The sequence below is a fragment of the Streptomyces sp. NPDC046881 genome (assembly GCF_040645015.1).
Taxonomy (GTDB): Bacteria; Actinomycetota; Actinomycetes; order Streptomycetales; family Streptomycetaceae; genus Streptomyces.
On sequence record NZ_JBEYXJ010000025.1, the window covers coordinates 20,955 to 42,308 of the forward strand.

Sequence of the window (21,354 nt, forward strand, 5' to 3'; positions counted from 1 at the left end):
CACGAAGGGAAGGACCATGGCGCTGTTCCTCGACGTCCACACGATCAGCGGGGGCGTCACCGCGGAAGACGCGGCCAAGGCTCACCAGGCGGACCTGCAGACGCAGGGCAGGTTCGGGGTCCGCTACCTGCGGTACTGGGTGAACGAACCGCAGGGAAAGGTCTTCTGCCTCATCGAGGCTCCCTCCGCGCAGGCCGCCACCGCCGTGCACCAGGAGGCGCACGGCCTGCTCGCCGACGACATCTTCCCCGTCGAGGAGGGCGCCTGAACGACACGTCGGACCACGGTCCGCGGGACCGTGTGGTGAGACCCGGCCCCGGGGCGCTCGGACGACCGGTCACGGGCGGGGCGGTCGGCCGGCGGCTGGGGCGGAAGACGAGCAGATGCCTCATGCTGGCGCTATGGGATGGTTCGCCACGGACCCGACCTGCACCTTCTGCGGCATCGTCTCCGGCCGTGTGCGCGCCAGCCGTGTGTACGAGGACCCGCAGGTCTTGGCCTTCATGGACATCCACCCGGCCGCGCCCGGCGACCTCCTGGTCATTCCCACGGCGCACGCGGCAGGCCTTGAGGACATCGACGAGACCTTGGCGGCCCACCTGTTCCGGGTCGTCCACCTTCTGGTGCGGGGGCTGCGGCGCTCGGGGCTGCCGTGTGAGGGAGTGAACGTGTTCCTCGCCGATGGCGAGGCAGCCGACCAGACGGTCTTCCACCTTCATTTCCACGTCTTTCCCCGCACCGCGGACGACCGGTTCCGTCTGGAGGTCAGGTGGCAGGAAAGGTCCCGAGCGGACCTGGACGACGATGCCGCACGGATCAGGACAGGCTTGGCGCGCAGCGGATACCGCCCCTGACAGCCAGGGCGCGACCCCGGGCGCGACCGCCCGGCAGAGGCTGCGGTCAAGGGGGCGGGTGCCGTGGGTACGATCCCCGCCCCCTGCTACCTGGTCTACCTGGTCTTACGCGGCAAGGGCATGGCCGGGGTGGAGTACGACCTTGGTGTAGCCCTCGATGCGCTTGTCGAACTTCTCATACGCCTGGGGTGCCTCCTCCAGCGGCAGTTCGTGGGAGACCACGAAACTGGGCTTGGCGCGCCCGGAGATGATCATATCGCGCAGCTGACGGTTGTACCGCTTGACGTTGCACTGGCCGGTGCCCATCTGCTGGCCCTTCTCGAACATCCTGCCGATGGAGACGAGAAGTTGGCCGTGCTTGGCGTGTTCGTCGGGGCCGCCGGGGTCGGCGGGGACGTAGAGGCCGGGGACGCCGAGCTTGCCGGTGGGCCGTACGGTTTCGACGAGGGTGTTGAGGACGACGGCGGGCTCTTCGTGGCTGGCATCGTGTGCTTGCGCCTGGTAGCCGACGGCGTCGACGCCCTTGTCGGTTCCTTCGCCGTTGGTCTGTTCCTTGATCTGCTGGGCTGGGTCGCCCTGGGTGAAGTCGATGGGGATGGCTCCGATTTCCTCTGCTTTGGCGAGTCGTTCGGGGACTCGGTCGACGGAGAAGACCTTCGCCGCGCCGCGCAGGAGTGCGGAGTAGGCGGCCATGAGGCCGACGGGGCCGGCACCGAAGACGGCGACGCTTTCACCGGGGGAGACCCCGGCGAGTTCGCATCCGTGGTAGCCGGTGGGGAAGATGTCGGCGAGGAGGACGAAGTCGGTTTCGAACTCTTCGCCGGGTGGGAGTTTCAGGCAGTTGAAGTCGGCGTAGGGAACGCGTAGGCGTTCGGCCTGGCCGCCGGTGAAGGGGCCCATGGCGACGTAGCCGTAGGCGCCGCCGGCGAAGCCGGGGTTCACCGTCAGGCAGAAGCCTGTGTTCCCGGCGAGGCAGTTCTTGCAGAATCCGCAGGCGACGTTGAAGGGCATGACGACGCGGTCGCCCTTGGACAGGGAGGTCACGCCGCTGCCGACTTCCTCGACGATGCCGAGGTTCTCGTGGCCGAAGACGATGCCGGCCTCGGCTGCGGTGCGTCCTTCGTACATGTGCAGGTCGGAGCCACAGATCGCAGTGGACGTCACCCGTACGAGCACGTCGTTGGGGTGCTGGATCTGCGGGTCGTCGACGTCCTTCACCGTGACGCTGAAGGGCCTTTCGTAGACAACGGCTTTCACCTGTGTCACCTCCGCGTCGAGTGCTGGGGGGCGGCTGCGAGGGCCGACCGCTGCGGGGGTCCGGGGTGGGGTCCCGAGGGACCGTGCCGTGGCCTGTGCGCTCGCTTCACCGCCGGTACTTCCAGCAAACGCCCGCAGGTCACAGGCTGCAACCCGCCGCGGCGAGCACTCGGCGAGGACCGGTGCGAGGGGCTGCCCGGCCGGGAGCCGTGGTGCCTGCCAGGCTGGCACGGGTACCCTTCGCGGTCGCCTGTGCACGGTCGGTCGCCGACTGGGCGTGCCGGGCTGAGATCGATCGGTCAGCCCGGCTGGGTGCGTCTCCAAGCGTCGCCCCGCCGGTTTCTACTGGCGTCAGCCCCTGCCACGCCCCGTGCGCCCGCACCCGGGCAGCTCGTGCTCGGAGCGGACAGATCATCATGGGGGAATGTCTGAGAACCAATCCTCTCCGGCACCAACTGTGGTGCGGCTGGCCCAGTACACGAAGGCGGACCAGGAGGAGATCCTGGGCAGCGGTGACGATCCCTTCGGTGTCGCCTGGGCCGGTCTGACCTGGCTGCCGAAGGAAGAGCACTTCGGCATCAAGCACGACGGCCGGCTCGTGGCACACGCCGGTCTGCTGCGACTACCCATCGCTGTCGGTGACACCGAGACAGAGGTGGTGGGCGTCGGCGGGGTGGCCGTAGCACCCGGCATGCAAGGCCAGGGGCTGGCACGGCTTGTCGTCACCACCGCGCTGGAGCACGCCCGAACGCTGGGTCCTCACCACGCACTCCTGTTCTGCCGTCCTCCCCTCGTGCCGCTCTACCAGCGCCTGGGATGGCACCCGCTCGACGATGACGTACTCGTCGAACAGCCCGAGGACCGCCTGGTGATCATGCCGCTGCGGACCATGGTGACGCCCCTGCGCGATGACGCCCGCTGGCCCTCGGGGCCGGTACGACTCTTCTCGCTCCCTATGTGACGGGTCCCATCGAGCAGGAGTGCAGGCTCCCGGACACGCGGCGGGCCTGCCCCGCCCGCGGCTCGTACTGTTGATGTGGACTCCGCCGTAGTCACCTCGTTCGGTGTTGGGCAGGTTGACGTACTTGCTCATGTGGCCGGGTTGGGGATCCTTGCCGAACTCGGCGTTGTCGTAGGCTTCCCCGGGGGCTTTGAGGGAGCGCAGGGCGTCGGCGTCGATGCCGGGGGTGAAGACCTCGGCTCCGATCAGCCAGTCCGCGGACTCGGCGCTCTGGTGGGCCGACCATTGTTTGACCAGCGTTCCGAAGACGTCCGAGATGGATTCGTTGAGCGCGGGACACCTCCCGGGTGAGGGGAACGGCCGCGAAGGGCTGGTCGCTCGGGTGCGGGTGCGGGTGCGGGTGCGGGTGCGGGTGCGGGTCGGTGTGCTGTCATGCGGTCGACTACGGCAGGTTGAGGTCGAAGACGACGGGGCAGTGGTCCGATGCCTTGGGCTTGTTCGGTCCCACGCCGGGGAAGCGGGGGCCGGTGTACTTGACGGCGCGCAGTGGCATCCCCTTGCGGAAGACCTCCGGCAGTGTGTCGGGCGCCGCGCGGGCCAGTGACGCGGAGGGCAGGAGATAGTCCAGCTGCCGGTATTCGTCACCGCCGTCCCAGTAGTGGGTCCACCGCTCGTCCTGGGGCAGGCGGGCGATCACGTTCTCGACCTGGTCCCAGGTGACGAGCTGGACGATGCCCGAGCCGCCGTCGCCGTCGGGTTCCAGATAGTCGTTCAGATCGCCCAGGACCACGAACGGGTGGTCTCCCGGCGCCTGGTGCCCGAAGCGGTCGGTGACGATGTCCAGCACCTTCTGGGCCTGCCGCTCGCGTTTGCCCCGGGTCTGGGAGCGTCCGCCGCGCATGGACTTGAAGTGATTGACGAAGAGCGTGACGGACGTCGTCCCGCCCGGCCCCGTTTCCTGGCCGACTTCGATGTCCACTTCCAGGCAGTCACGGGAGAACAGCGGCTCGGTCGGGCTCGCCGGGTCCATGAGGTGCTGGTGGGAGCGGATCCGTGTGATCGGCAGCTTGGAGAGCACGGCGACGTCGATCAGCCGCGGGTCGTTGCCGTCCACTCCGGCGACGTAGGGATACTCGGACCGTCCGCCCAACGCCTGGGCACGGAAATGCTTGAGGGTGTCGACGTTCTCCACTTCCTCGAGGCACAGTACGTCGGCTGCGATCTCGCGTACCGCGGCTCCGGTGATGGCCTTGTCGTCCATACCGAGTTCCTCGAAGCAGGTCTGGTCGACGATCCAGCCGCGTGAGTTGGCGGTCGCAGGGTCCAGGCCTTCCTTGAACCGCCAGCGGGCGAAGAGGTTCTCGACGTTGAACGTGGCCAGGCGCAACGTTGTCACGGGCCCTCCCGAAAAGACCGGGACGTCAGGTACGGCCCCGTCGCAGCAGGGGAGTGCACGGGGTGCACGGGTGGCGGCGGCAGCCGGGAGAAGCGTCGGTCCTTGCCGGCCCCGTTTTCCGGTGGCAGGACCACGCTGACATCAACAGTCTCCTGCCGCCCACCCCGCCTGGCAAACGCAGGGCACCCCGTGCCCGGACACCTCGCGGTGCCCTGCGTCCAGGGAGGGCCGGCGCCGCGCGGTCGGCACGGCAGGGGAGGGCGTACCGGTGCACGGCGGACTGGCGCACGGCCGGCGCCCCGTGGCGGGCGCAGGTGGGTGGCCGCTGCCGGTGCAGTGCTCCAGCCGGTGGCCGCGGACGGCCGACGGACCCTTGGCTCGCTGTTCGTACATGGCGTCCCTGACCCCGCAGTTGGCCGGGCGGCCTGGACCCTCTGGTCTCGCCCGCGGGCGGATCCGGAGGCGGGAAGCGGGGCGACCACTGCCGCTGCCACCGGTGTCCACAAGGCCGGTGACGTCGGGTCAGGCACCGCTCCAGGAACTGTCCCGGTGCTGCCGCCCGGGCAGAGTGTCACGCTGCGCCTGCTGACGGCCGACGGGCAGCCGCGGGGCTGAGCGCCGAGCAGCGTCTAGCGCAGGAGCTCGACGTGAGCGACAAGCGGGCCACCAGCGTCGGCACCTGGGTTTTCGAGCAGATCACCGCCGAGCTCACCGCCGCTGGGCAGAGCCCTCCGGCGAGCGTGGAGGAGGCGACGAACTTCGACATCGTCCTCGCGCCCTGCGAGGCCGCGGCTCTGGTGAACCCGGTCCCGACCAGCGAAGCACAGCGTGCGCAGAACCGGCGTGTCCAGTTCGTGATCTCCACCTTCACGCCCTGACCGGGCCGGCACGATCATTACGTCCCCGCCGGGTCGACGACCACCGTCAGTGCTCCCCGGCGCAGCACCCACCCGCCGGCCCCGAGTGCCCGGCGGTCTGCAGCCGGCAGAAGCACGACGCCTCCACCTCCACGTCCGTCACCGCCGCGGCGAACTTCAACTGATGGGCCACGAGCCGGGCCTCCATCTCCTTGCCGAGCCGCAGGAGGCATTCGTGCAGGCCGTGCAACGCCCAGACGTTGCCCGGGTGCTGCAGCGGCCGCGGCAGCGTGTCGTCCAGACCGAGGTCGGCGCGGTAGATCGCCTCGGCCTGCTCCACCAGACCCTGTTCGAGGAGCAGTGCACCGTACGCGTGCCGGGTGGGCTGCATCCACCCCCACGGCTCGTCGTAGGGAAGGGTGTCGTCCAGCTCGATCGAACGCCGCAGCGCCGCGAACGCCGCATCGTACCTGCCCCTGCGGTACTCCAGCTCCCCGTCCAGCATCTGCCCGGCGATCGCCAGGATGTCCCGACAGGTGTTGTTGAAGAGCATCCGGGTCTGCGGCACCCGGGCGGCGGCCTCCTCGAACAGGACGCGTTCGGCCTCGGCCTCGCCGACCCGGCCCGTGGCCGCCAGCGCGATCCCCCGCGCGTAGTGCAGCATCGCCGTGCTCACGCAGTACAGCTGTGCATCGGCGGGCAGTGCGAGGCGCAGGACGTCCTCCCAGCGGCCGAAGCGGATCAGCACGTGCACCCGCATCGCCAGGAAGCCCTCCAGCCAGTCCGCCATGGGCGGGCTGGGCAGCCGCAGCAGATCCTCGGGCACCGCCTCCTCCAGCTGCCGGGCCGCCTCGATCGCGTCCTGGAAACGGCCCAGGAACATCGCACCGTAGATCTTGAAGTGGTAGTTGTGGCACCGGTAGAGGGTGTAGAAGTTCATCGCCCCGCCCCGGGCACGGACCTTCTCGTCCGCCGCGATCGCCGCGCTGTTGTCGCTGACCACCCGCCGGTAGTCACCGCACAGCACCTCCAGGTGCGAGGGCATGTGCTGCAGGTGTCCCGCATCCGGCACCAGTCCGCGCAGCCGGTCACCGGCCCACAGCGCGGCTTCCGGGGTGGGGGACATCTCCATCAGGTGGATGTACAGGTGCAGCAGACCCGGGTGCCGCCCGCCCGCCGCGGTGGCCAGCGCCTGTTCCAGCACCGCTCGGGCCTCCACCGTACGGGCCCCCGCAGCCGGGCTGCCGGTGCGGATGTCCCACAGCTGCCAGGGGGTGAGGTTCATCAGTGCGTCGGCGTACAGGGCCACGACGTCCAGGTCGTCACCGGCCAGCTGCCGCACGGCCCGCATGCTGTCGGCGTAGGCCGCGTTCCACACCGGGCAGTCGTCGGCCTCCGGGGCCTCGGCCCGTGGATAGCGGGCCGCCAGCGCGCCGATGAGGGCCTGTTCCACGGCAGTGGCGCCGGCCGCCTTCGCCTGCGCGCGCTGTACGGCGGCATGCGCCCGCTCCGCCGTCCGCCCCAGCTCCTGCTCGTCGAAGAACTCCCAGGGCTTGTTGTAGTTCGGGCCCAGTGCATAGGCGATGCCCCACTCGGCCATCGCACAGGCGGGATCCGCCACCGCGGCCGCCTCGAAACAGCGGACGGCCTCCTCGTGGTGGAAGCCGTACGTCCAGTTCAGCCCGCGGTCGAACCACGTCTGTGCCTCCGACGACGTCGTCGTCACCGGTCGGCCGTGGCTGCCGAGGTCGTAGTAGCGCACCCGGAACTCCTCACCGCTGCCCACCACCCGCCCCGGTGACCTGCCAGGGCACGGGGGCGGCGGCCTGGTACTACGACCCTAGCGAAGACACCACGGATACCGCCCACTCAGGAAGGAAACCCCCCGGGGGAGTGGCGGCCGGACAGATGCCGCCTCGCGGCCCCCGCTCCCCCTACCGCCGCGGCCCGCCCCACTGTCTCCCGTCCGCGCCGGACACGCGTGGGCCCGACCCGGAACGAACGAGTCCGGGCCGGGCCGCACGCGTCTGCCGATCAGCTCGACAGACCGGCGAACATGCCGGGCTCGTACGAACCCCCCGGGTTGTGCACGATCACGTTCATCCGGGTGGCCGCGTTGATCAGGGCGACCAGGCAGACGAGCGCACCGACCTGGTCGTCGTCGAAGTGCTTGCGCACCTCGGCCCAGGTCTGGTCGGACACGCCCTGCTCGCCGAGCCGGGTGCCCTCTTCGGCGAGCGCCAGCGCGGCCCGCTCGGCCTCGGTGAACACGGTGGAATGGCGCCAGGCGGCGACCAGGTTGAGCCGGAGCGCGGTTTCACCGGCGGCCGCGGCCTCCTTGGTGTGGATGTCGACACAGAAACCACAGCCGTTGATCTGGCCGACCCGCAGCTCCACCAGCTCCCTCAGGGTCTTCGGCAGCGTCGACTGTTCCAGGGGCAACGAGGCGTTGTAGAACCGCTTGGCGATCACCGCGGCGGTCGGGCTGTCGAACAGGTTGAAACGGGGTTCCATGATCTCGTCCTCACTCGCGGAGTTGCGGGCCGCGCGGATCGTTCGCGGCGTCCTGACGAACACGGGATGCCGGCCGCCGGTGCCTTGTGACAGCGCGGGGATGTGACGTGGGCCACCGATCGTGGGTGTCACAAGGCGGTCGGGGGCGGCGTCCTGTGCGTGACACGATCGAGAGCGAACGGTGGGAGCCGGCCATGAGCGAGCGCAGCAGGCGGTCAGGGAACACAGGGGAGCCGCCCGCTCGTGACGACCACGTGGACTCCGCTACCGAGGTGTTCGTCGCCCATCGCAACCTGCTGTTCACCGTCGCCTACGAGATGCTCGGCTCGGCCGCCGACGCCGAGGACGTCCTCCAGGAGACATGGCTGCGCTGGGCGGGCGTCGATCTCCGCACCGTGCGGGACCATCGTGCCTACCTGGTCCGGATCACCACCCGGCAGGCCCTCAGCCGACTGCGCACGCTGCGTCGGCGCAAGGAGTCCTACGTCGGCCCCTGGCTGCCCGAGCCGCTGCTGACCGCGCCCGACGTCGCCGAGGACGTCGAACTGGCCGACAGCGTCTCGATGGCGATGCTGCTGGTGCTGGAGACGCTCACCCCGACCGAGCGGGCGGTGTTCGTGCTGCGTGAGGTGTTCGATCTGGAATACGACGAGATCGCGGAAGCCGTCGGCAAGAGCCCCGCCGCGGTCCGCCAGATCGCGCACCGGGCACGCGCACATGTCGCCGCGCGCCGGCCGCGCGAGGTCGTCTCTCCCGCCGAGACCCGCGGGGTGCTGGAGGCGTTCCAACGGGCGGTCGAGACGGGCGATCTGCAGCGCCTGCTCGACATGATCGCGCCAGACGTCGTCCTGCTGACGGACGGTGGCGGAACCGTGCGGGCCGCGCTGGCGCCCGTCGTGGGCGCCGACCGGGTGGCCCTCGTGCTGGGCAGGATCGACGCCGCCGTGTCGCTGCAGACGACACAGGTCAATGGCTACCCGGCGCTCATTCTCCGGCTGGACGGCAGGATCGACACCGTCCTGGCGGTGCGCATCGACGGCGGCCTCATCACGGGCCTCTACGCCGTACGCAATCCCGAGAAGCTGTCCCGCATCGACCGCGAGACCACCGTGAGCCGCGGAGTACGAACGCCGGGTTGAGCGATACCGCCGAGCCGGGAGCCCGCGGCGATTCCGACCTGGGACGCGGACGTGGCCGGGGCCCGCGCGCAGTGGACTCGGCCGTCCGCGGACCACAGCGGCAGGGCCGCGCCGTCGGCGCATCACCCGCCGCCTGAGGACCGGCTTGACCCTGGCATGAGCCGGATCACCCGGCACGACGCCCTGCCGTCACCGGCCGGCGTGGCTGCCGAGGTCGCAGTCGCACCCGGTCTTCCCCCTGGTTGCCCCATCACCCGTCCGAGTGATCTGTCAGGACCCGGGGGGCGGCCATCCGTACGCGCTCGCCCCGCCGCAGCCTCGGCACGTTCCCGGCCTCTCCACGCACACATCCACGCCCAGGCCCCCTACACGCACGTACGACACACAGGCAGATGATCCGGCCCGCGCCCTGCCGAGGACTGTGCCCACCCCCGGGCAAGTGATCCGTGCTTGTCCGGACTTCTCCGTCCCGGAAGGAGTGTTGGCGCGGATAATGTCAGCCTGGCTCACACGTCGCGCCAGCCCCGGAGGGTATGTGAAGGTCACCGTCTCCTCGAGCGATGCCCACGGCGGTGGGGTAGCGGCCACGAGTGATCTGCACCAGTGGCTGAAGCGTGACCCACGGCTGCGGGACCGCCTGGTGCGGCAACCGGCGGCCCCGCCGCCGCCCGGCACCATGGGCGGGGCGGCGGAGTTGCTGACCTTGCTGCTGGCCCCGGGCGGGCTGACCGCCGCGCTGGCGGCGGCCGTCGTGGCCTGGCTGCAGAACCGGCGCGGCGACCAGACCGTCACGATCACGCTGCCCGACCAGACGCAGATCACGGTCGCCTCCACCAAGGTCCGCGGCCTGACCGCGCAGGCCACCGGCGATCTGGCGCAGCGCATCGCGGCGGCGATCGAGGAATCCGGCCGCACCCCGGACGACACCCCCCAGCCGGCCACCCCGGCCAGCCCTCACCAGCCCGCCCCGGGCAGTCAGGCCCAGCCCACCACCCCTCACCAGCCCGCCACCCCCGCCAGCCAGACCCAGCCCGCCACCCCGAACAGCCCCCACCACACCAGCTCACCCCACCCGGCCCCACCCCCGGCGGACACTCCCGGCGAAAGACTCTGACCCGCATGGCGGACGCACACGGAGCGGACCCCCGAGACCTCGCGGGCAGCGCCTGCCGGGCGCTCGTCGTCGGCACGGGCCACCACACCCGGGGCGCACACCTGGCCGACCTGCCCAGCGCGCTGCACACGGCCGGCGCACTGGCCGACGCCCTCACCTCGGCCTGCGGCATGCCCGCCGAGCACGTCCGACTGGTCACCGATCCCCCTTCGGCCGCCGACATCCTCGGCCCGCTGGAGGAGGCCATCGCCCAGTCCCACGGCGGAGCCCTGGTGTTCTGCTTCGTAGGCCACGGACTGCTCGGCCCGGCGGGCAAGCTGTATCTGGCCACGGCCGCCACCGTCCCCCGCAAGGCCGCCGCCCTCCAGCCCGGCTCCGCCGCCGCCATCGCCTTCCGGCCCCGCACCCGCCTGCTCGCCGCCCAGACTCCGGGCCGTCTGCTGGTGTGGGACACCACCGACCCCGACCACCCCCGCACCGTCGCCGAACACACCACGGGTGACCAGACGGCGTACTCCCTCGCCTTCAGCCCGGACGGCACCGCGCTCGCCGCCGGCACCGAGCACGGCCGGCTGCGCCTGTGGGACATGACCGATCCCCACCGGCCCCGACCCGCTTACGACGCCGCCGTCACCGCCCGCGACACTGCCGTGGCCTCGGTCGCCTTCACCCGCGACGGGCGCCACCTGCTGACCGGCAACGGCAACACGGAGAACCACACCTCCGGACACGCCGAGATCAGGCTGTTCGACGTCACCGACCCCGCCCGCCCCCGCTTGCGCGACACCGCCACCACCGACACCGTCATGGCCGTCGCCGCCCACCCCCGCAGAGACCTCGCCGTGGCCACCGGAACCGCCGGAACCATCACCTGGTGGAGGATCGAGGACGGCCGGCGGCTGCGCCCTATCCAACCGGAACAGAAAAGCTCCTACCCGTCCATCTGGGGCGTGGTCGGCTTCGACGCCGGCATTCCCTCCCTGGCGTTCCGTCCCGACGGCGCCGTGCTCGCCGGCGCCGACAGCGGCGACACCAGCCCCAGGATGCTCCTGCGCAAGGTCGGGCAGAAGGAATCCGCCCTCTACGACAGCCTGTCCGAACTCGGCGACAGACCCGCCGGCGAACCGGTCCAGGCCGTCGCCTACAGCCCCGACGGCACCACCATCGCGGCCGGTGACATGGGCGGATCGGTACGGCTGTGGCCCGAGCGTCCGCTCGCCCCGGCGGTACCCGGCGCGATCTCCGACACCGACCCCGGGACCAAGGCCGTCAGCCCCGACGGCCGCTACCTCCTGACCGAGGCCACCACCGACGAGGACACCCCACTCCACCGGGTGTGGGACCTCACCGACCCCGCCAGTCCCCGCCTGGCCTTCACCCTGCCCCAGGAGTGGGAGGCCCGCTACTTCCTGCCCGACCGGAAAACGCCCGTGCTGGTGTCCCACTGGTGGAAGAACGGGTCCAGCGAACATCTTTTCCGTTTCTGGGAGTTCACGGCCGGCCGACCCCGGCACGGGCGCGACATCCCCTTCACCGCCACCGACGCGGTCACCGCCGTCGCCGCCGACGGCCGCCTCTTCGCCGTCGGTGCCGCGGGCAGCCGCCGTCTGGAGCTGTGGGACGTCGAAGACGTGCACCACCCCGTCAGGCGCTCCGTGATCGACGCCTTCACCGACCTGCAGCACCACCAGCCCTGGTTCCTCGACGACCACACCCTTTTCACCACCGAGAGCCACGCCGACCGCCGGGACCTGCGCCTGTGGGACCTCACCGACCCCCGCCACCCCCGCAAGGCCGGCTCCATCCCCTGGGGGGCCGACGGTGGGGGAGCGGGCTACCTGGGCCCCCAGCACGTCCTCATCGTGGACAGTCCCGGGGAGACCCTCCAGCTGTGGAACGTCCGCGACCGCGACGATCCGGTCAAGGGCCGGCGGCTGCACGCCACTTCAATGGGCTACTACCCCGTCGCCCGGGGCCGCTTGGCCACCGTACTACGCGACGGCACGATCCTGTTCTGGGACATCAGCGACGTCGACCACCCCAGGCGCTCCGAAACCCTGCGCCTCGACCACGCCGTCCGGTCGATGACGGTGACCCCGGACGGACGGCACGTCGTGACGGGCATGTCCGTCGACGGCCAACTGTTTTCCGCCACCGAGGAGTTCCGGATCTGGGCCACCGAACCGGACGGGCGATGGCGCACCCCCGCCGAGACCAGCCTGACCGGCGTCTCCGACATGCAGGTCCTGCCCGGCGACAACTCCCGCATGGCCGTCGTCGGCAGAGTCGACGACGACAGATGGACGTTCCTCCTCGGCCTCGACAGCGACCGCATCTACCACGACCTGTGCCGCGCCCACCCGGTCAGCGTCCCCGCAACCCAGTGGAAGACCCTCTTCCCCCACCTGGCGTACCGCCCCTCCTGCGACTGACCCGGCCCGCACGACATCTTCCGACGACCGCAAGACACCACCCCCGACAACTGCGACACCGAGTCGGCAGCCGACGGGCGACACATCAGGTGAGGAGCCACCGTGACCGACCAGCACCCCGCGCCACCTCCCGCCGACGTGTGGATGCTGGTGCGCCACCGCCCCGCCGTCCTGCGCCGCTCCACCCAGGAACTCGCCACGGCACTGGCCGCGGCTCACGGCCCCCGCTTCGCCCTGTGGCACACCGACGAACTCCTCATCGGCATCCGCGACGGCCGGCTGACTCTCCACACCCTGGGTGGCGCCGCCCTGACGCCGCCCGAAGTCGTGTGCGTGCGCCAGGTCGCCGGTCCCATGGACAACGACCGTGAGATCACCCTGCTCCGCCACCTCGAACGCATGGGCGCCACCCTCGTCAACTCTTTGGACGCCCAGCTCAAGGCCCGCAACAAGATCTGGCAGCTGCAGGAACTCGCCCTGGCGGGCCTGCCCGTACCCGACACCCTCTCCTACGCCACCGCCCCGCTCGAAGGCGTGGTCCGCAGCCCCGACCTGACCACCCCGTGCGTGGTGAAATCCGTCAACGGGGCCAAAGGCGCACAGGTGTTCCTCGCGCCCGGCCCCCAGCTGCTGCACGACGTGGCCGGCAGCCTCACCCGGGAGACACCCTTCCTCTTCCAGCAGCACATCGCCCACTCGCACGGCCGCACCCTGCGCGTCATCGTCGTCGACGGCGAACCCGTGGGCGCCGTGGTGCACACCTCCCGCCACACCGCGCTGGCCGCGAACATCGCCAACGGCGGCACCGCCACCGCGTGCACCGGCCGGCACCCCGAGGCGGAACACCTGGCGGTGCGCGCCGCCCGCGCTCTCGGCCTGCACATCGCCGGTGTGGACCTGCTGTTCACCTCGCCCGACACCTACACCATCTGCGAGGTCAACGCCGTCCCCGGCTGGCGCCCGGACATGACACAGGTGGCCCCCGCCATCACCGCCTGCATCACCCGGCAGCTGGCCACCCACGCACGGGCGACCGGCCGCGCGCCCGCTCCGGCAGGGGCCCCGGCCACCCCTGGGCGACGCCCCGCTGGGCCGAACTGACCATCGGCTACCAGCCGACGGCGACCAGGAGCCATTGCGGGTCGGCGTGGGAGATGAAGGAGGACCGGCCCGCCACGTCGTCGTAGGGGAAGCCGTAGGCGAGGCCGTTGATGGCGTTGCCGTGCCAGAACTTGGCGTAGTAGTTCCCCGGCGCCGCCTTGTAGAACTGGGCCGGGTCGGACTGCTGGGCGGCCGGCAGCGTGGCGACGTGGCGGTTGAGGGCGGCACACATGTCGGGGTTGCCCGCCAGGGAGGCGGCGCAGCCGAAGATGTCGGAGGTGGCGGCATTCACGCCCACGGACTGGGCGTAGGCCGTGTAGTAGTTCGCGTTGACGCCGCCCGCGCGGAAGCTCGGGTCGCTGCCGGGCGCGATGATCCGGTAGGGGGCCTGGGTCCGGGCCAGCACCTTGAACTGGTCGGGGACGGCGTCGGTGAAGCGCTGGAAGGTGGTGGCGCGGTCCTCGGCGAAGGTCTGCCGGTTCTCGCCGACCTCGACGTCGTAACCGTCCCTGGTGTGCAGGCGCATGGCCAGCTTGAGGCCGAAGGCGTCGACCCGGGTGGTGTTGCCGTTGAAGACGTTGCCGCCGACGGTGAACTCGATGAAGTCGTAGTACGGGCTGTCGGGCGAACCGAGGTGGAAGTACATGCGCCCCGCGGAGTTGGCCGGCATGTCGAGGTAGGGCTGCTCGGCGATGGAGTGCACCTGCCCGTTGAAGCTCCAGTACACCTGGCTGTCGGGGTACTTGCCGTTGGTGCGGTTGAGGACCTTCACCTCGACGGCGTTGCTCGCCGGCGGGATGTCGCTGGTGCTGCCCCAGAAGTCGTCCGGCGGGGTGGTGCCGCCGGGGCCGTAGACCCGGAACTCCCACAGCGAGTAGCCGTACGGGGTGCCCCGCGCGGTGCCGTAGAGGCGGACGTAGCGTCCGCTGCCGGTGAGGGCGATGTTCTGGGTTCCGCCGGTGGCGGTGGTGGTGGAGTGGATGGTGGTCCAGGTGGTGGCGTCGGTGGAGGTCTGGATCTGGAAGGCGGTGGCGTAGGCCGCCTCCCAGTCGAGGGTGACGCGGCTGAGCTGCTGGACGGACCCGAGGTCGACCCGCAGCCATTGCGGGTCGGCGAAGGCGGAGGACCAGCGGGTGCCTGCGTTGCCGTCGACCGCCGCGCTCGCGGGGAGGGAGTCGTTCTCGGTCGAGGAGGCGGTGGTGGGCCTGCCCTGGGACAGCAACTGGTCGGCGGCATGCGCGGGTGACGGTGCCAGGACTGCGAGGCAGGCGGCGATCAGGGCGACGACCAGGCCGAGAGCCGCGCGCGAGCGGGCGACGCCGAGTGGTGGTCTGCGGGTGGATGCGCCGGCGGGGCTCTGCATGCGGGTCTCCTCAAGCCGGTCGGCATGGGTGGGGATGGAGCAACAGCAGATGTGAGAGCGCTCTCTCGGGTTGTAGTCCTACCGGTGTCCGCCGTCAACAACTGAAGCCGAAATCAGTGGGATCTGCGGTCTGCAGACGACACGGCCCTGATCCCGGCACCGGTGGCGCACGCGGCGCGTCCGGCGCATTCGGCTTCCGAGTGCCGGAGCGGCTCGATGCCGGCCTGTTCGTCCATCCCTTGACGCATCCCGGAGGGGCCCGACCGTGCCGCTACGCCGACTCGCGGACCACCAGCTCGGGTTCGAAGACGACCGACGTCGCCTCGGAGCGGGCGCCGTGGATGTGCTCGTCGAGCAGGCGGGCCATCTCCGCCGCCATCTCCTCGACCGGCTGGCGGACGGTGGTCAGTCGGGGGCGGCAGGTGAGGGCGATGCCGGAGTCGTCGAAGCCGACGACCGCGATGTCTTCGGGCACCCGCCGGCCGCGCTCGCGCAGCACCTGGCAGACGCCTTGGGCCATGAGGTCGTTGGCCGCGAACACGCCGTCCGTGTCGGGGTGGCGGTCGAGCAGATCCGACATGGCCGCGATGCCGCTGTCGAGGGTGAAGCCGCCCTCGGCGAGGGGGACGCAGGGGTGGCCGTGACGGGCGAGGGTGTCGCGGAACCCGGCCAGGCGTTCCTGGCCGGCCACCACGTTCAGGGGGCCGCTGATCGTGGCGAGTCGGCGGCAGCCGCGCGCGAGCAGGTGCTCGGCGGCGAGGCGCGCTCCGTCCCGGTGCGCCAGGTCGACGTAACTGAGCGGAACCGGTCGCGGGGGACGGGCGAAGAGCACGGCGGGCAGCCGGGCGTCGGCGAGGAGGGCGGGCAAGGGGTCGTCGGCGTGGGTGGAGACCACGAGGGCGCCGTCGGCGCGCCCCTGCCGCAGATAGGTCAGCACCTCCTCCCGGGCCTCGGCGGACTCGGCGAACATCAGCACCGGATGCATGGAGCGGGGGCGCAGGAAGCCGACGACACCGCCGACCACGCGTCCGAAGAAGGGGTCCGTGAACACCCGTGCCGCGAACGCGTTCTGACCGGCGTCCGAGGTGTCCCCCGCCCCGGACACCACCAGGGCGACGGTCTCGGCCCGCCGGGTCACCAGGGAACGGGCGGCCCGGTTGGGCGCGTAACCCGTCCGCTCGACGGCCCGGCGGACCACTTCCCGTATCTCCGGATCGACGTTGCGGATGCCGTTGACGACCCGGGACACGGTGGCCCGGGAGACACCGGCCTCCCGGGCGACGTCCTCCAGCGTCGGGGCCCGTCTGCGCATGCAGGCACATTAACGGACCTGGCGGGTCACGGAACAGAGCGCTCTCCGACGGCCGGCCGGCCGTCAGGAGTAGACGCCGAACTCGTACAGCGAGTATCCCCAACCCGTCCCCCGGGCCGTGCCGTTGATCCGCACGTACCGACCTGAAGCGGTGACGTCGAAGTCGTCGACACCGCCGTTCCCGTCGGAGACGGTGTGCACGGTCTGCCAGGTCCGGCCGTCGTCGGAGGTCTGGATGGCGTACGCCTTCGCGTACGAGGCCTCCCAGTACAGCTGGACGTGCCGGAACGTGGTGCGGGTACCGAGGTCGACCTGGAGCCACTGGGGATCGCTCCAGTCGCTGGCCCAGCGGCTGGCGGGGTTGCCGTCCACCGCGTTGGCGGCGGTGCAGGGGCAGTCGCCGTAACTCGCCTGATAGGACGAGGCGGTGGCGGGTCTGCCCCGTGCCAGGTCGGTGCCGGACGGCACGGGCGGGACGACTCTGACCGAGCGGGTCTCGACGCCGACGTTGCCCCGGCCGTCGGTCGCCTTGACGTAGATCTTCCAGGTGCCCGGGCGGTCGGGTGCGGTGACCCTCAGCCGTCCGCCGCCGAGGTCGGTGGCGGGCAGCGACGTCAGGTTCTTGCTCTGGTCGAGGTACATGCTGTTGTCGAGGACCTCGTAGGAGATCCGGTCGCCGTCGGGGTCGGTGGCCTTCACCGAGAGGACGAGATCACGTCCGGCCTGCACCTTGCCCGGGTCGCCTTCCACCGTCAGGTCGGAGATGACGGGCGGGGTGTTGTCGTGCGTGGTGTCGCCGCCGTTGGCCTTCTTCACGGCGTAGTACGACAGGCGCCTCTGGCCCGCGGGCAGCAGGTTGAACCAGATTCCGCCGAAGTCGTACTCGGTGCCGTAGTGGAACATGGTGGCGCCGAGTGCCACCCCCTGGTGGCCGGTGACGCAGCCCCAGGCGCGTGTGTAGCCGTCGGCCTTGGCCCGGTCGGAGGGTTCGAGCGGTACGCCGTTGGCATCGTCGGCGACCTCCCACTCACCGGCCGGTCCGGTCTCGGTGACGATGTAGGGCTTGCTGTAACCCCCGTGCTCCCAGGCCGACTTGAGGTCACAGACCGCGTTGTACGAGTTCACCGCGTACAGGTCCAGGTCGGGTGCGTTCTTCTTGTAGTACGGCCACGCCCCGACCCACGCGTCGGTGGACGTGACGGGGTGGTTGGGGTCGACGGCGTGGATCTTCTTGGCGATGTCGTCGACGAGAGTGGTGTAGGCGTCGCGCTGTCTCTCCAGCGCGTCGCCGCTGTAGCAGTTCTGCAGGCCGAGGACCGACTCGTTGCCGACGTCCCACATGAGCACGCCGGGGTTGTCCTTGTAGGTCTGGACCCACTTGGGGAACTCGTCGAGCATGCGGCTCTTGTAGGCGGTGTCGGTCAGGTAGTCGACGCAGCCGCCGCTGCCGGGACCGCCGCCGGGCTGCAGCCAGAAACCGGCGACGACCTTGATGCCGTGGGCGGCCGCGGAGTCGAACAGCGGCTTGCTGGTGGCGTCGGTGCCCCAGGTGCGGATCGTGTTGACGCCCATGGACTGCAGGTCAGGCATGTACCTCTCGGCGTCCGCGACACTCGGGCCCCAGGTCAGGCCCTTGACCTGGTACGGCCGCCCGTCCACCGTCAGCTGCCAGGAGCCCTGGCTGCCGGTGACCTTGACGACGCTGCCGGCGGCCTGGGCCTGAGCGGCAGGCAGGGCCGTGAGGACACCGGCGGCCAGGATGCCGGCGGCGAGGGGTGCCGCGGCGCGGCGCGTGGGGGTGCGGGGTCGTGGGGTCATCGCAGTTGCTCCTCAGGGGAGTTCATAGTGCTCGTCGAGTGCGGCGCCCGCCTGCGGGTGGGTCTCGTCGTAGCCGCGCGCGTTGCACTGGAGCCCGCCGACGACGCAGTGGTCGACCAGCGCCCTGAGCGTGGGGGCGTCCCAGGCGTTGAAGAAGTCGTAGTGGAAGCTGTGGCCCGGTCCGCTGGCGAGCCGCACCTTCGACATGTCTCCGTTGACGGGGAAGGCCATCTTGAACTCGATCATCGGCACCGCGACCGGGTGATCGGCCGGGCAGACGTTGTCGTTCGTGCCGGGCTTGACCACGGGGTAGGCCATGTGACTCTTGTGGTCGGGCGTGTCCAGGTACCTGCCGTCCCAGCAACTGGGCGCCTGGAAGCGGATGTTGAGCTGGACGTCGGCGCGGCCTGGGCAGGTTGCCGGGAACTCGGTGTTGAAGTAGCTGTCGCCGCACTCCCAGCCCTCGACGAAGCCGGGGTGGTGGCGGAACTCGTCGGCGCTCTGCATCGGACTGCCGACGACGAACCGCAGGCCCTTGGGGAAGGGCCGGACGCTGGTGTAGTCGGTGACGCCGGCCTTGTAGTAGATGACCTGCGGGCCGACCGGGAGGACCTGCCGGTCGCCGTTGTAGAGGGTGGGCATCCAGTAGCCGGACCGGTCACCGGGAGCCTTGCAGGTGGTGCCGCCGGCCTCCAGCGAGGCCGTCGTGCTGGAGGCGTCGGTCGTCGTGTTGCCCATGAACGTGTGGTCGTGGGACGTGCCGGGCTGCTGCGGGTAGACGATGGGGTCGTCCGGTCTGGTGTGGGTGACCGAGCAGTTGGCCTGGAACTCGTGGAAGTAGCGGTGGGGCGGGTTCTGCGTGGACGGTGTCACGCCGGTGACCGGCGGGTCCGCCGGGATGTAACCGTCGCCGTCCGGGTCCTCCGGGGAGGTGGCGGTGGACGCGGCCATCGCGTGACCGGAGTGGGCGGCCGCGAACGACTGCGCCGCGGCGCTGTGTGGTGCGGGCGGGCCGGCGCTGGTGGCGACGCCACCGAGACCGACCGAGGCCGGCAGGAGTGCGCTGGCGATCAGCGTGGCCGACAGGTATTTCGATCTCCGCGACATGGAGACCTCCTCCTGAACGGTGGGAGTGTGAGAGGCCGCGTCCCGAGGCGACATGGCGTCAGGTGAGCCCACGCCACGGGCGGCTGGGCGGTGCATGGGAGAGCGCTCTCCCGTCGAGGAGTGTTGAGGGCGCGCCGTCAAGGTGTCAAGGGATGCGGCACGGGCCGGCCCGGAAAGATTTCAACTGCAGGCAGCTTGCCCCGACTTGGACTTCACCAGTTAAATCAAGAGATGAACTAAGCGCCGCAGCAGCACTCTTGGCATATCGCCCTGGCCTGCCGTCGACGTCCCCTCGCGCTCCTCCCATGTCATCCGCAGGAAGCTCCCATGAGATGCAGATGCCGGCCGCCATGGCAGCGCCGTCCGCCCTGCCCGTTTCCCGACCGGCCGCCGCGGCGTGCGAGGCGCGGTGGCTCACCCTCCCGGGACGCCCCACGTCCGCGCCCGACGCCGTCAGCGGTTCCGCCGGTGTCAGACGCGTGCCAGCGGGACCACGGGAATCTCCTGGGCGGTCTGATCCTGGTAGACCCCGTACTCCGGCATGGCCGACACCAGTGAGCGCCACAGGCGTGGACGTTCCGCCGCAGTGGCGGGGTGAGCGCGTGCGGCGAAGGTCTGCGAGCCCACCTGCACGGTGACGGCCGGGTCGGCAAGCAAGTTGAGGTACCAGGCCGGGTGGCGGTCCGCTCCGCGGTCGGAGGTCGCCACGACGTAGTGCTCGCCGTCGCGTTCGTAGACGAGCGCGGTGCGGCGCAGGGTGCCGGTTCTCCGCCCGCGGGTCGTCAGCAGCAGGTCGTTCATCCCCGGTCGCGGCCGACCGCCGGTCTCCTCGAACCGGCGGATGTGCTCGGCGACCCAGGCGTGCGGGCTGTCGCGGACCTCGGCCATCACGCCTCCCGGACGCTGACGGCCGCGCTGTGGTGCCGGGGCGCCTCGGTCTCGTCGAGCAACGCGATCGCGAAGTCCGCGTACGTCATCCGGCTGGCCGGGTCGCCGTGTTCGGCGAGCCGGTACCGACCGGTGGGCGTGCCGTCGTGGTCGAAATCGCCCGCGGGGGCCACGTACACCCAGTCGAGATCGCTGGTCCGAAGCTCGGCAAGGCCCGCCGCGTGGCCGAGAGAGAAGGGACGGTATTCGTTCGGGTACCCGGGCTCGTCCATCAGCGGCCCACCAGACGCTCCGGGCATGATCGATGCGAGGCCGACCACGACCAGGCGGCGCACGCCCGCCTTCGCCAGACCGGTCGTCAACGCGCGGGACGACGCGGTGAAGAAGTCGCGCGCCGGCACGGACAGGTCCACGGCGGCACTGATGGCGGCGTCATGCCCGGTCGCCGCGTACTCGACGCTTCCCGCGTCCGTGACGTCTCCCGCCACCACTCGCACGTCGTTCAGGTCGCCGTGGCCGGCGGGGTCGCGCACCACGGCGGTGACCTGGTGTCCGCGCCGGCGTGCCTCGGCGACAGCGTGCCGCCCGGCCCGGCCACCCGCACCGAAGACCACGATGTTCATGACGAACCACCCCTCAGGAGGACCGGAGCCCGTGCGCCCCGGCCGGTTCCGCGAAGCTATCGGAGGCTGCGGTTACCACTGGGATACCGGCTAGGGTGAGGCCATGAGGGAACCCCTGCCCGCCGACATGTTCGACGAGCTGTGCCCATCCGCGCTCAATCCGATCCGCTTCGGCGACAAGTGGGCGGGGCTCATCATCCGCTGCCTCGAGCAGGGTCCGCGCCGGTTCTCCGAGCTGCGCGTGCCGCTCAGCCGCGTCACCCCCAAGGTCCTCACGCAGTCGTTGCGGTCCCTGGAACGGGACGGTCTGGTCAAGCGCACCATCTATTCCCAGGCCACCCCGCGCGTCGAGTACGAGCTGACTCCGCTGGGCCGCAGCATGCTCGGACCGATGGCGGTCGTGTGCGCCTGGGTGGAGGAGCACTGGGACGAACTGCTCGACGCCCGCGAGTCGTACGACAAGAGCACCCGTCTCGACCGCGCTGGATGACGTGACAGGTCTCGCCCGGGCGTCCGCACCCCACGGCGCTCCGAGCACGTCGACGAGGCCCTGGTCCTGAGTGCGTCCAAGAGGCACGCTCCAAGCGGACGGTGCGGCAGGCTCACGTCCGCGTGACC

General features: G+C 70.8%; 19 protein-coding genes and 1 pseudogene. 9 read left to right on the plus strand and 11 right to left on the minus strand.

Annotated elements, in window-relative coordinates; genetic code table 11:
- Window positions 1-16 precede the first annotated feature (16 nt).
- Entirely contained in the window at window positions 17-268 is a 252-nt protein-coding gene (locus tag ABZ923_RS15055) for a DUF4242 domain-containing protein (RefSeq protein WP_361471020.1), read from the plus strand.
- A 133-nt stretch (window positions 269-401) separates the two neighbouring features.
- On the plus strand, window positions 402-854 hold the full coding sequence (locus ABZ923_RS15060; RefSeq protein ID WP_361471022.1) for an HIT family protein: 453 nt from the start codon (window positions 402-404) through the stop codon (window positions 852-854).
- Window positions 855-959: 105 nt separating this feature from the next.
- Here ABZ923_RS15060 and ABZ923_RS15065 read toward each other — a convergent pair whose 3' ends face one another.
- Window positions 960-2,111 (minus strand): glutathione-independent formaldehyde dehydrogenase, encoded by a 1,152-nt coding sequence (locus ABZ923_RS15065; protein WP_361471023.1) that lies wholly within the window; start codon window positions 2,109-2,111, stop codon window positions 960-962.
- A gap of 424 nt (window positions 2,112-2,535) precedes the next feature.
- On the opposite strand from ABZ923_RS15065, the gene ABZ923_RS15070 reads away from it, so the two are divergent.
- Complete coding sequence (locus ABZ923_RS15070; RefSeq protein ID WP_361471025.1) at window positions 2,536-3,072, plus strand: GNAT family N-acetyltransferase; 537 nt, start codon at window positions 2,536-2,538, stop codon at window positions 3,070-3,072.
- 66 nt (window positions 3,073-3,138) lie between these two features.
- Here ABZ923_RS15070 and ABZ923_RS15075 read toward each other — a convergent pair.
- Together ABZ923_RS15075 and ABZ923_RS15080 are read right to left on the minus strand one after the other, a co-directional pair.
- A pseudogene (locus ABZ923_RS15075) lies at window positions 3,139-3,405 on the minus strand (M4 family metallopeptidase); the annotation flags it as partial.
- A 109-nt stretch (window positions 3,406-3,514) separates the two neighbouring features.
- Entirely contained in the window at window positions 3,515-4,468 is a 954-nt protein-coding gene (locus ABZ923_RS15080; RefSeq protein ID WP_361471027.1) for an endonuclease/exonuclease/phosphatase family protein, read from the minus strand.
- A gap of 647 nt (window positions 4,469-5,115) precedes the next feature.
- Between ABZ923_RS15080 and ABZ923_RS15085 the strand changes: the two genes are divergently transcribed.
- Complete coding sequence (locus ABZ923_RS15085; protein ID WP_361471028.1) at window positions 5,116-5,346, plus strand: hypothetical protein; 231 nt, start codon at window positions 5,116-5,118, stop codon at window positions 5,344-5,346.
- Window positions 5,347-5,392: 46 nt separating this feature from the next.
- Here ABZ923_RS15085 and ABZ923_RS15090 read toward each other — a convergent pair whose 3' ends face one another.
- Together ABZ923_RS15090 and ABZ923_RS15095 are read right to left on the minus strand one after the other, a co-directional pair.
- Entirely contained in the window at window positions 5,393-7,087 is a 1,695-nt protein-coding gene (locus ABZ923_RS15090) for a hypothetical protein (protein ID WP_361471119.1), read from the minus strand.
- 272 nt (window positions 7,088-7,359) lie between these two features.
- Window positions 7,360-7,839: a carboxymuconolactone decarboxylase family protein gene (locus ABZ923_RS15095; protein ID WP_361471030.1), complete on the minus strand. Its 480-nt coding sequence runs from the start codon at window positions 7,837-7,839 to the stop codon at window positions 7,360-7,362.
- Between the two features lie 194 nt (window positions 7,840-8,033).
- On the opposite strand from ABZ923_RS15095, the gene ABZ923_RS15100 reads away from it, so the two are divergent.
- The 4 genes from ABZ923_RS15100 (at window position 8,034) to ABZ923_RS15115 (ending at window position 13,625) form a co-directional block, all read left to right on the plus strand.
- Window positions 8,034-8,978, plus strand: coding sequence for an RNA polymerase sigma-70 factor (locus ABZ923_RS15100; RefSeq protein ID WP_361471032.1), 945 nt, complete (start codon window positions 8,034-8,036; stop codon window positions 8,976-8,978).
- A 535-nt stretch (window positions 8,979-9,513) separates the two neighbouring features.
- Window positions 9,514-10,092 carry a hypothetical protein gene (locus tag ABZ923_RS15105; RefSeq protein WP_361471034.1) on the plus strand — a complete coding sequence of 193 codons (579 nt, stop codon included), beginning with the start codon at window positions 9,514-9,516 and terminating at the stop codon, window positions 10,090-10,092.
- Between the two features lie 5 nt (window positions 10,093-10,097).
- A complete protein-coding gene (locus ABZ923_RS15110) occupies window positions 10,098-12,524 on the plus strand; it encodes a WD40 repeat domain-containing protein (protein WP_361471036.1) in 2,427 nt (808 codons plus the stop codon).
- A gap of 102 nt (window positions 12,525-12,626) precedes the next feature.
- On the plus strand, window positions 12,627-13,625 hold the full coding sequence (locus tag ABZ923_RS15115) for a RimK family alpha-L-glutamate ligase (protein WP_361471037.1): 999 nt from the start codon (window positions 12,627-12,629) through the stop codon (window positions 13,623-13,625).
- A gap of 7 nt (window positions 13,626-13,632) precedes the next feature.
- Here the strand turns inward: ABZ923_RS15115 and ABZ923_RS15120 are convergent, their stop codons facing one another.
- From ABZ923_RS15120 to ABZ923_RS15145, 6 genes are all read right to left on the minus strand, one after another.
- Entirely contained in the window at window positions 13,633-14,988 is a 1,356-nt protein-coding gene (locus tag ABZ923_RS15120; protein WP_361471039.1) for a beta-1,3-glucanase family protein, read from the minus strand.
- A 271-nt stretch (window positions 14,989-15,259) separates the two neighbouring features.
- Window positions 15,260-16,300 carry a LacI family DNA-binding transcriptional regulator gene (locus ABZ923_RS15125; RefSeq protein WP_361471041.1) on the minus strand — a complete coding sequence of 347 codons (1,041 nt, stop codon included), beginning with the start codon at window positions 16,298-16,300 and terminating at the stop codon, window positions 15,260-15,262.
- Between the two features lie 63 nt (window positions 16,301-16,363).
- Entirely contained in the window at window positions 16,364-18,118 is a 1,755-nt protein-coding gene (locus tag ABZ923_RS15130; protein ID WP_361471043.1) for a discoidin domain-containing protein, read from the minus strand.
- Between the two features lie 12 nt (window positions 18,119-18,130).
- Window positions 18,131-19,225, minus strand: coding sequence for a DUF1996 domain-containing protein (locus tag ABZ923_RS15135; protein WP_361471045.1), 1,095 nt, complete (start codon window positions 19,223-19,225; stop codon window positions 18,131-18,133).
- A 471-nt stretch (window positions 19,226-19,696) separates the two neighbouring features.
- Window positions 19,697-20,113: a nitroreductase/quinone reductase family protein gene (locus ABZ923_RS15140; protein ID WP_361471047.1), complete on the minus strand. Its 417-nt coding sequence runs from the start codon at window positions 20,111-20,113 to the stop codon at window positions 19,697-19,699.
- Window positions 20,113-20,736 (minus strand): NAD(P)H-binding protein, encoded by a 624-nt coding sequence (locus tag ABZ923_RS15145; RefSeq protein WP_361471049.1) that lies wholly within the window; start codon window positions 20,734-20,736, stop codon window positions 20,113-20,115. The genes ABZ923_RS15140 and ABZ923_RS15145 overlap by 1 nt, the downstream gene beginning before the upstream one ends.
- Window positions 20,737-20,839: 103 nt before the next feature.
- On the opposite strand from ABZ923_RS15145, the gene ABZ923_RS15150 reads away from it, so the two are divergent.
- Window positions 20,840-21,226 carry a helix-turn-helix domain-containing protein gene (locus ABZ923_RS15150; protein WP_361471051.1) on the plus strand — a complete coding sequence of 129 codons (387 nt, stop codon included), beginning with the start codon at window positions 20,840-20,842 and terminating at the stop codon, window positions 21,224-21,226.
- Window positions 21,227-21,354: the final 128 nt, after the last annotated feature.

Bases quoted from the DNA above. Each gene is read 5' to 3' on its own strand.
- ABZ923_RS15055 (WP_361471020.1), top strand. From the start codon at position 17: ATGGCGCTGTTCCTCGACGTCCACACGATCAGCGGGGGCGTCACCGCG.
- ABZ923_RS15060 (WP_361471022.1), top strand. From the start codon at position 402: ATGGGATGGTTCGCCACGGACCCGACCTGCACCTTCTGCGGCATCGTC.
- ABZ923_RS15070 (WP_361471025.1), top strand. From the start codon at position 2,536: ATGTCTGAGAACCAATCCTCTCCGGCACCAACTGTGGTGCGGCTGGCC.
- ABZ923_RS15095 (WP_361471030.1), bottom strand. From the start codon at position 7,839: ATGGAACCCCGTTTCAACCTGTTCGACAGCCCGACCGCCGCGGTGATC.
- ABZ923_RS15100 (WP_361471032.1), top strand. From the start codon at position 8,034: ATGAGCGAGCGCAGCAGGCGGTCAGGGAACACAGGGGAGCCGCCCGCT.
- ABZ923_RS15110 (WP_361471036.1), top strand. From the start codon at position 10,098: ATGGCGGACGCACACGGAGCGGACCCCCGAGACCTCGCGGGCAGCGCC.
- ABZ923_RS15120 (WP_361471039.1), bottom strand. From the start codon at position 14,988: ATGCAGAGCCCCGCCGGCGCATCCACCCGCAGACCACCACTCGGCGTC.
- ABZ923_RS15125 (WP_361471041.1), bottom strand. From the start codon at position 16,300: ATGCGCAGACGGGCCCCGACGCTGGAGGACGTCGCCCGGGAGGCCGGT.
- ABZ923_RS15130 (WP_361471043.1), bottom strand. From the start codon at position 18,118: ATGACCCCACGACCCCGCACCCCCACGCGCCGCGCCGCGGCACCCCTC.
- ABZ923_RS15135 (WP_361471045.1), bottom strand. From the start codon at position 19,225: ATGTCGCGGAGATCGAAATACCTGTCGGCCACGCTGATCGCCAGCGCA.
- ABZ923_RS15140 (WP_361471047.1), bottom strand. From the start codon at position 20,113: ATGGCCGAGGTCCGCGACAGCCCGCACGCCTGGGTCGCCGAGCACATC.
- ABZ923_RS15145 (WP_361471049.1), bottom strand. From the start codon at position 20,736: ATGAACATCGTGGTCTTCGGTGCGGGTGGCCGGGCCGGGCGGCACGCT.
- ABZ923_RS15150 (WP_361471051.1), top strand. From the start codon at position 20,840: ATGAGGGAACCCCTGCCCGCCGACATGTTCGACGAGCTGTGCCCATCC.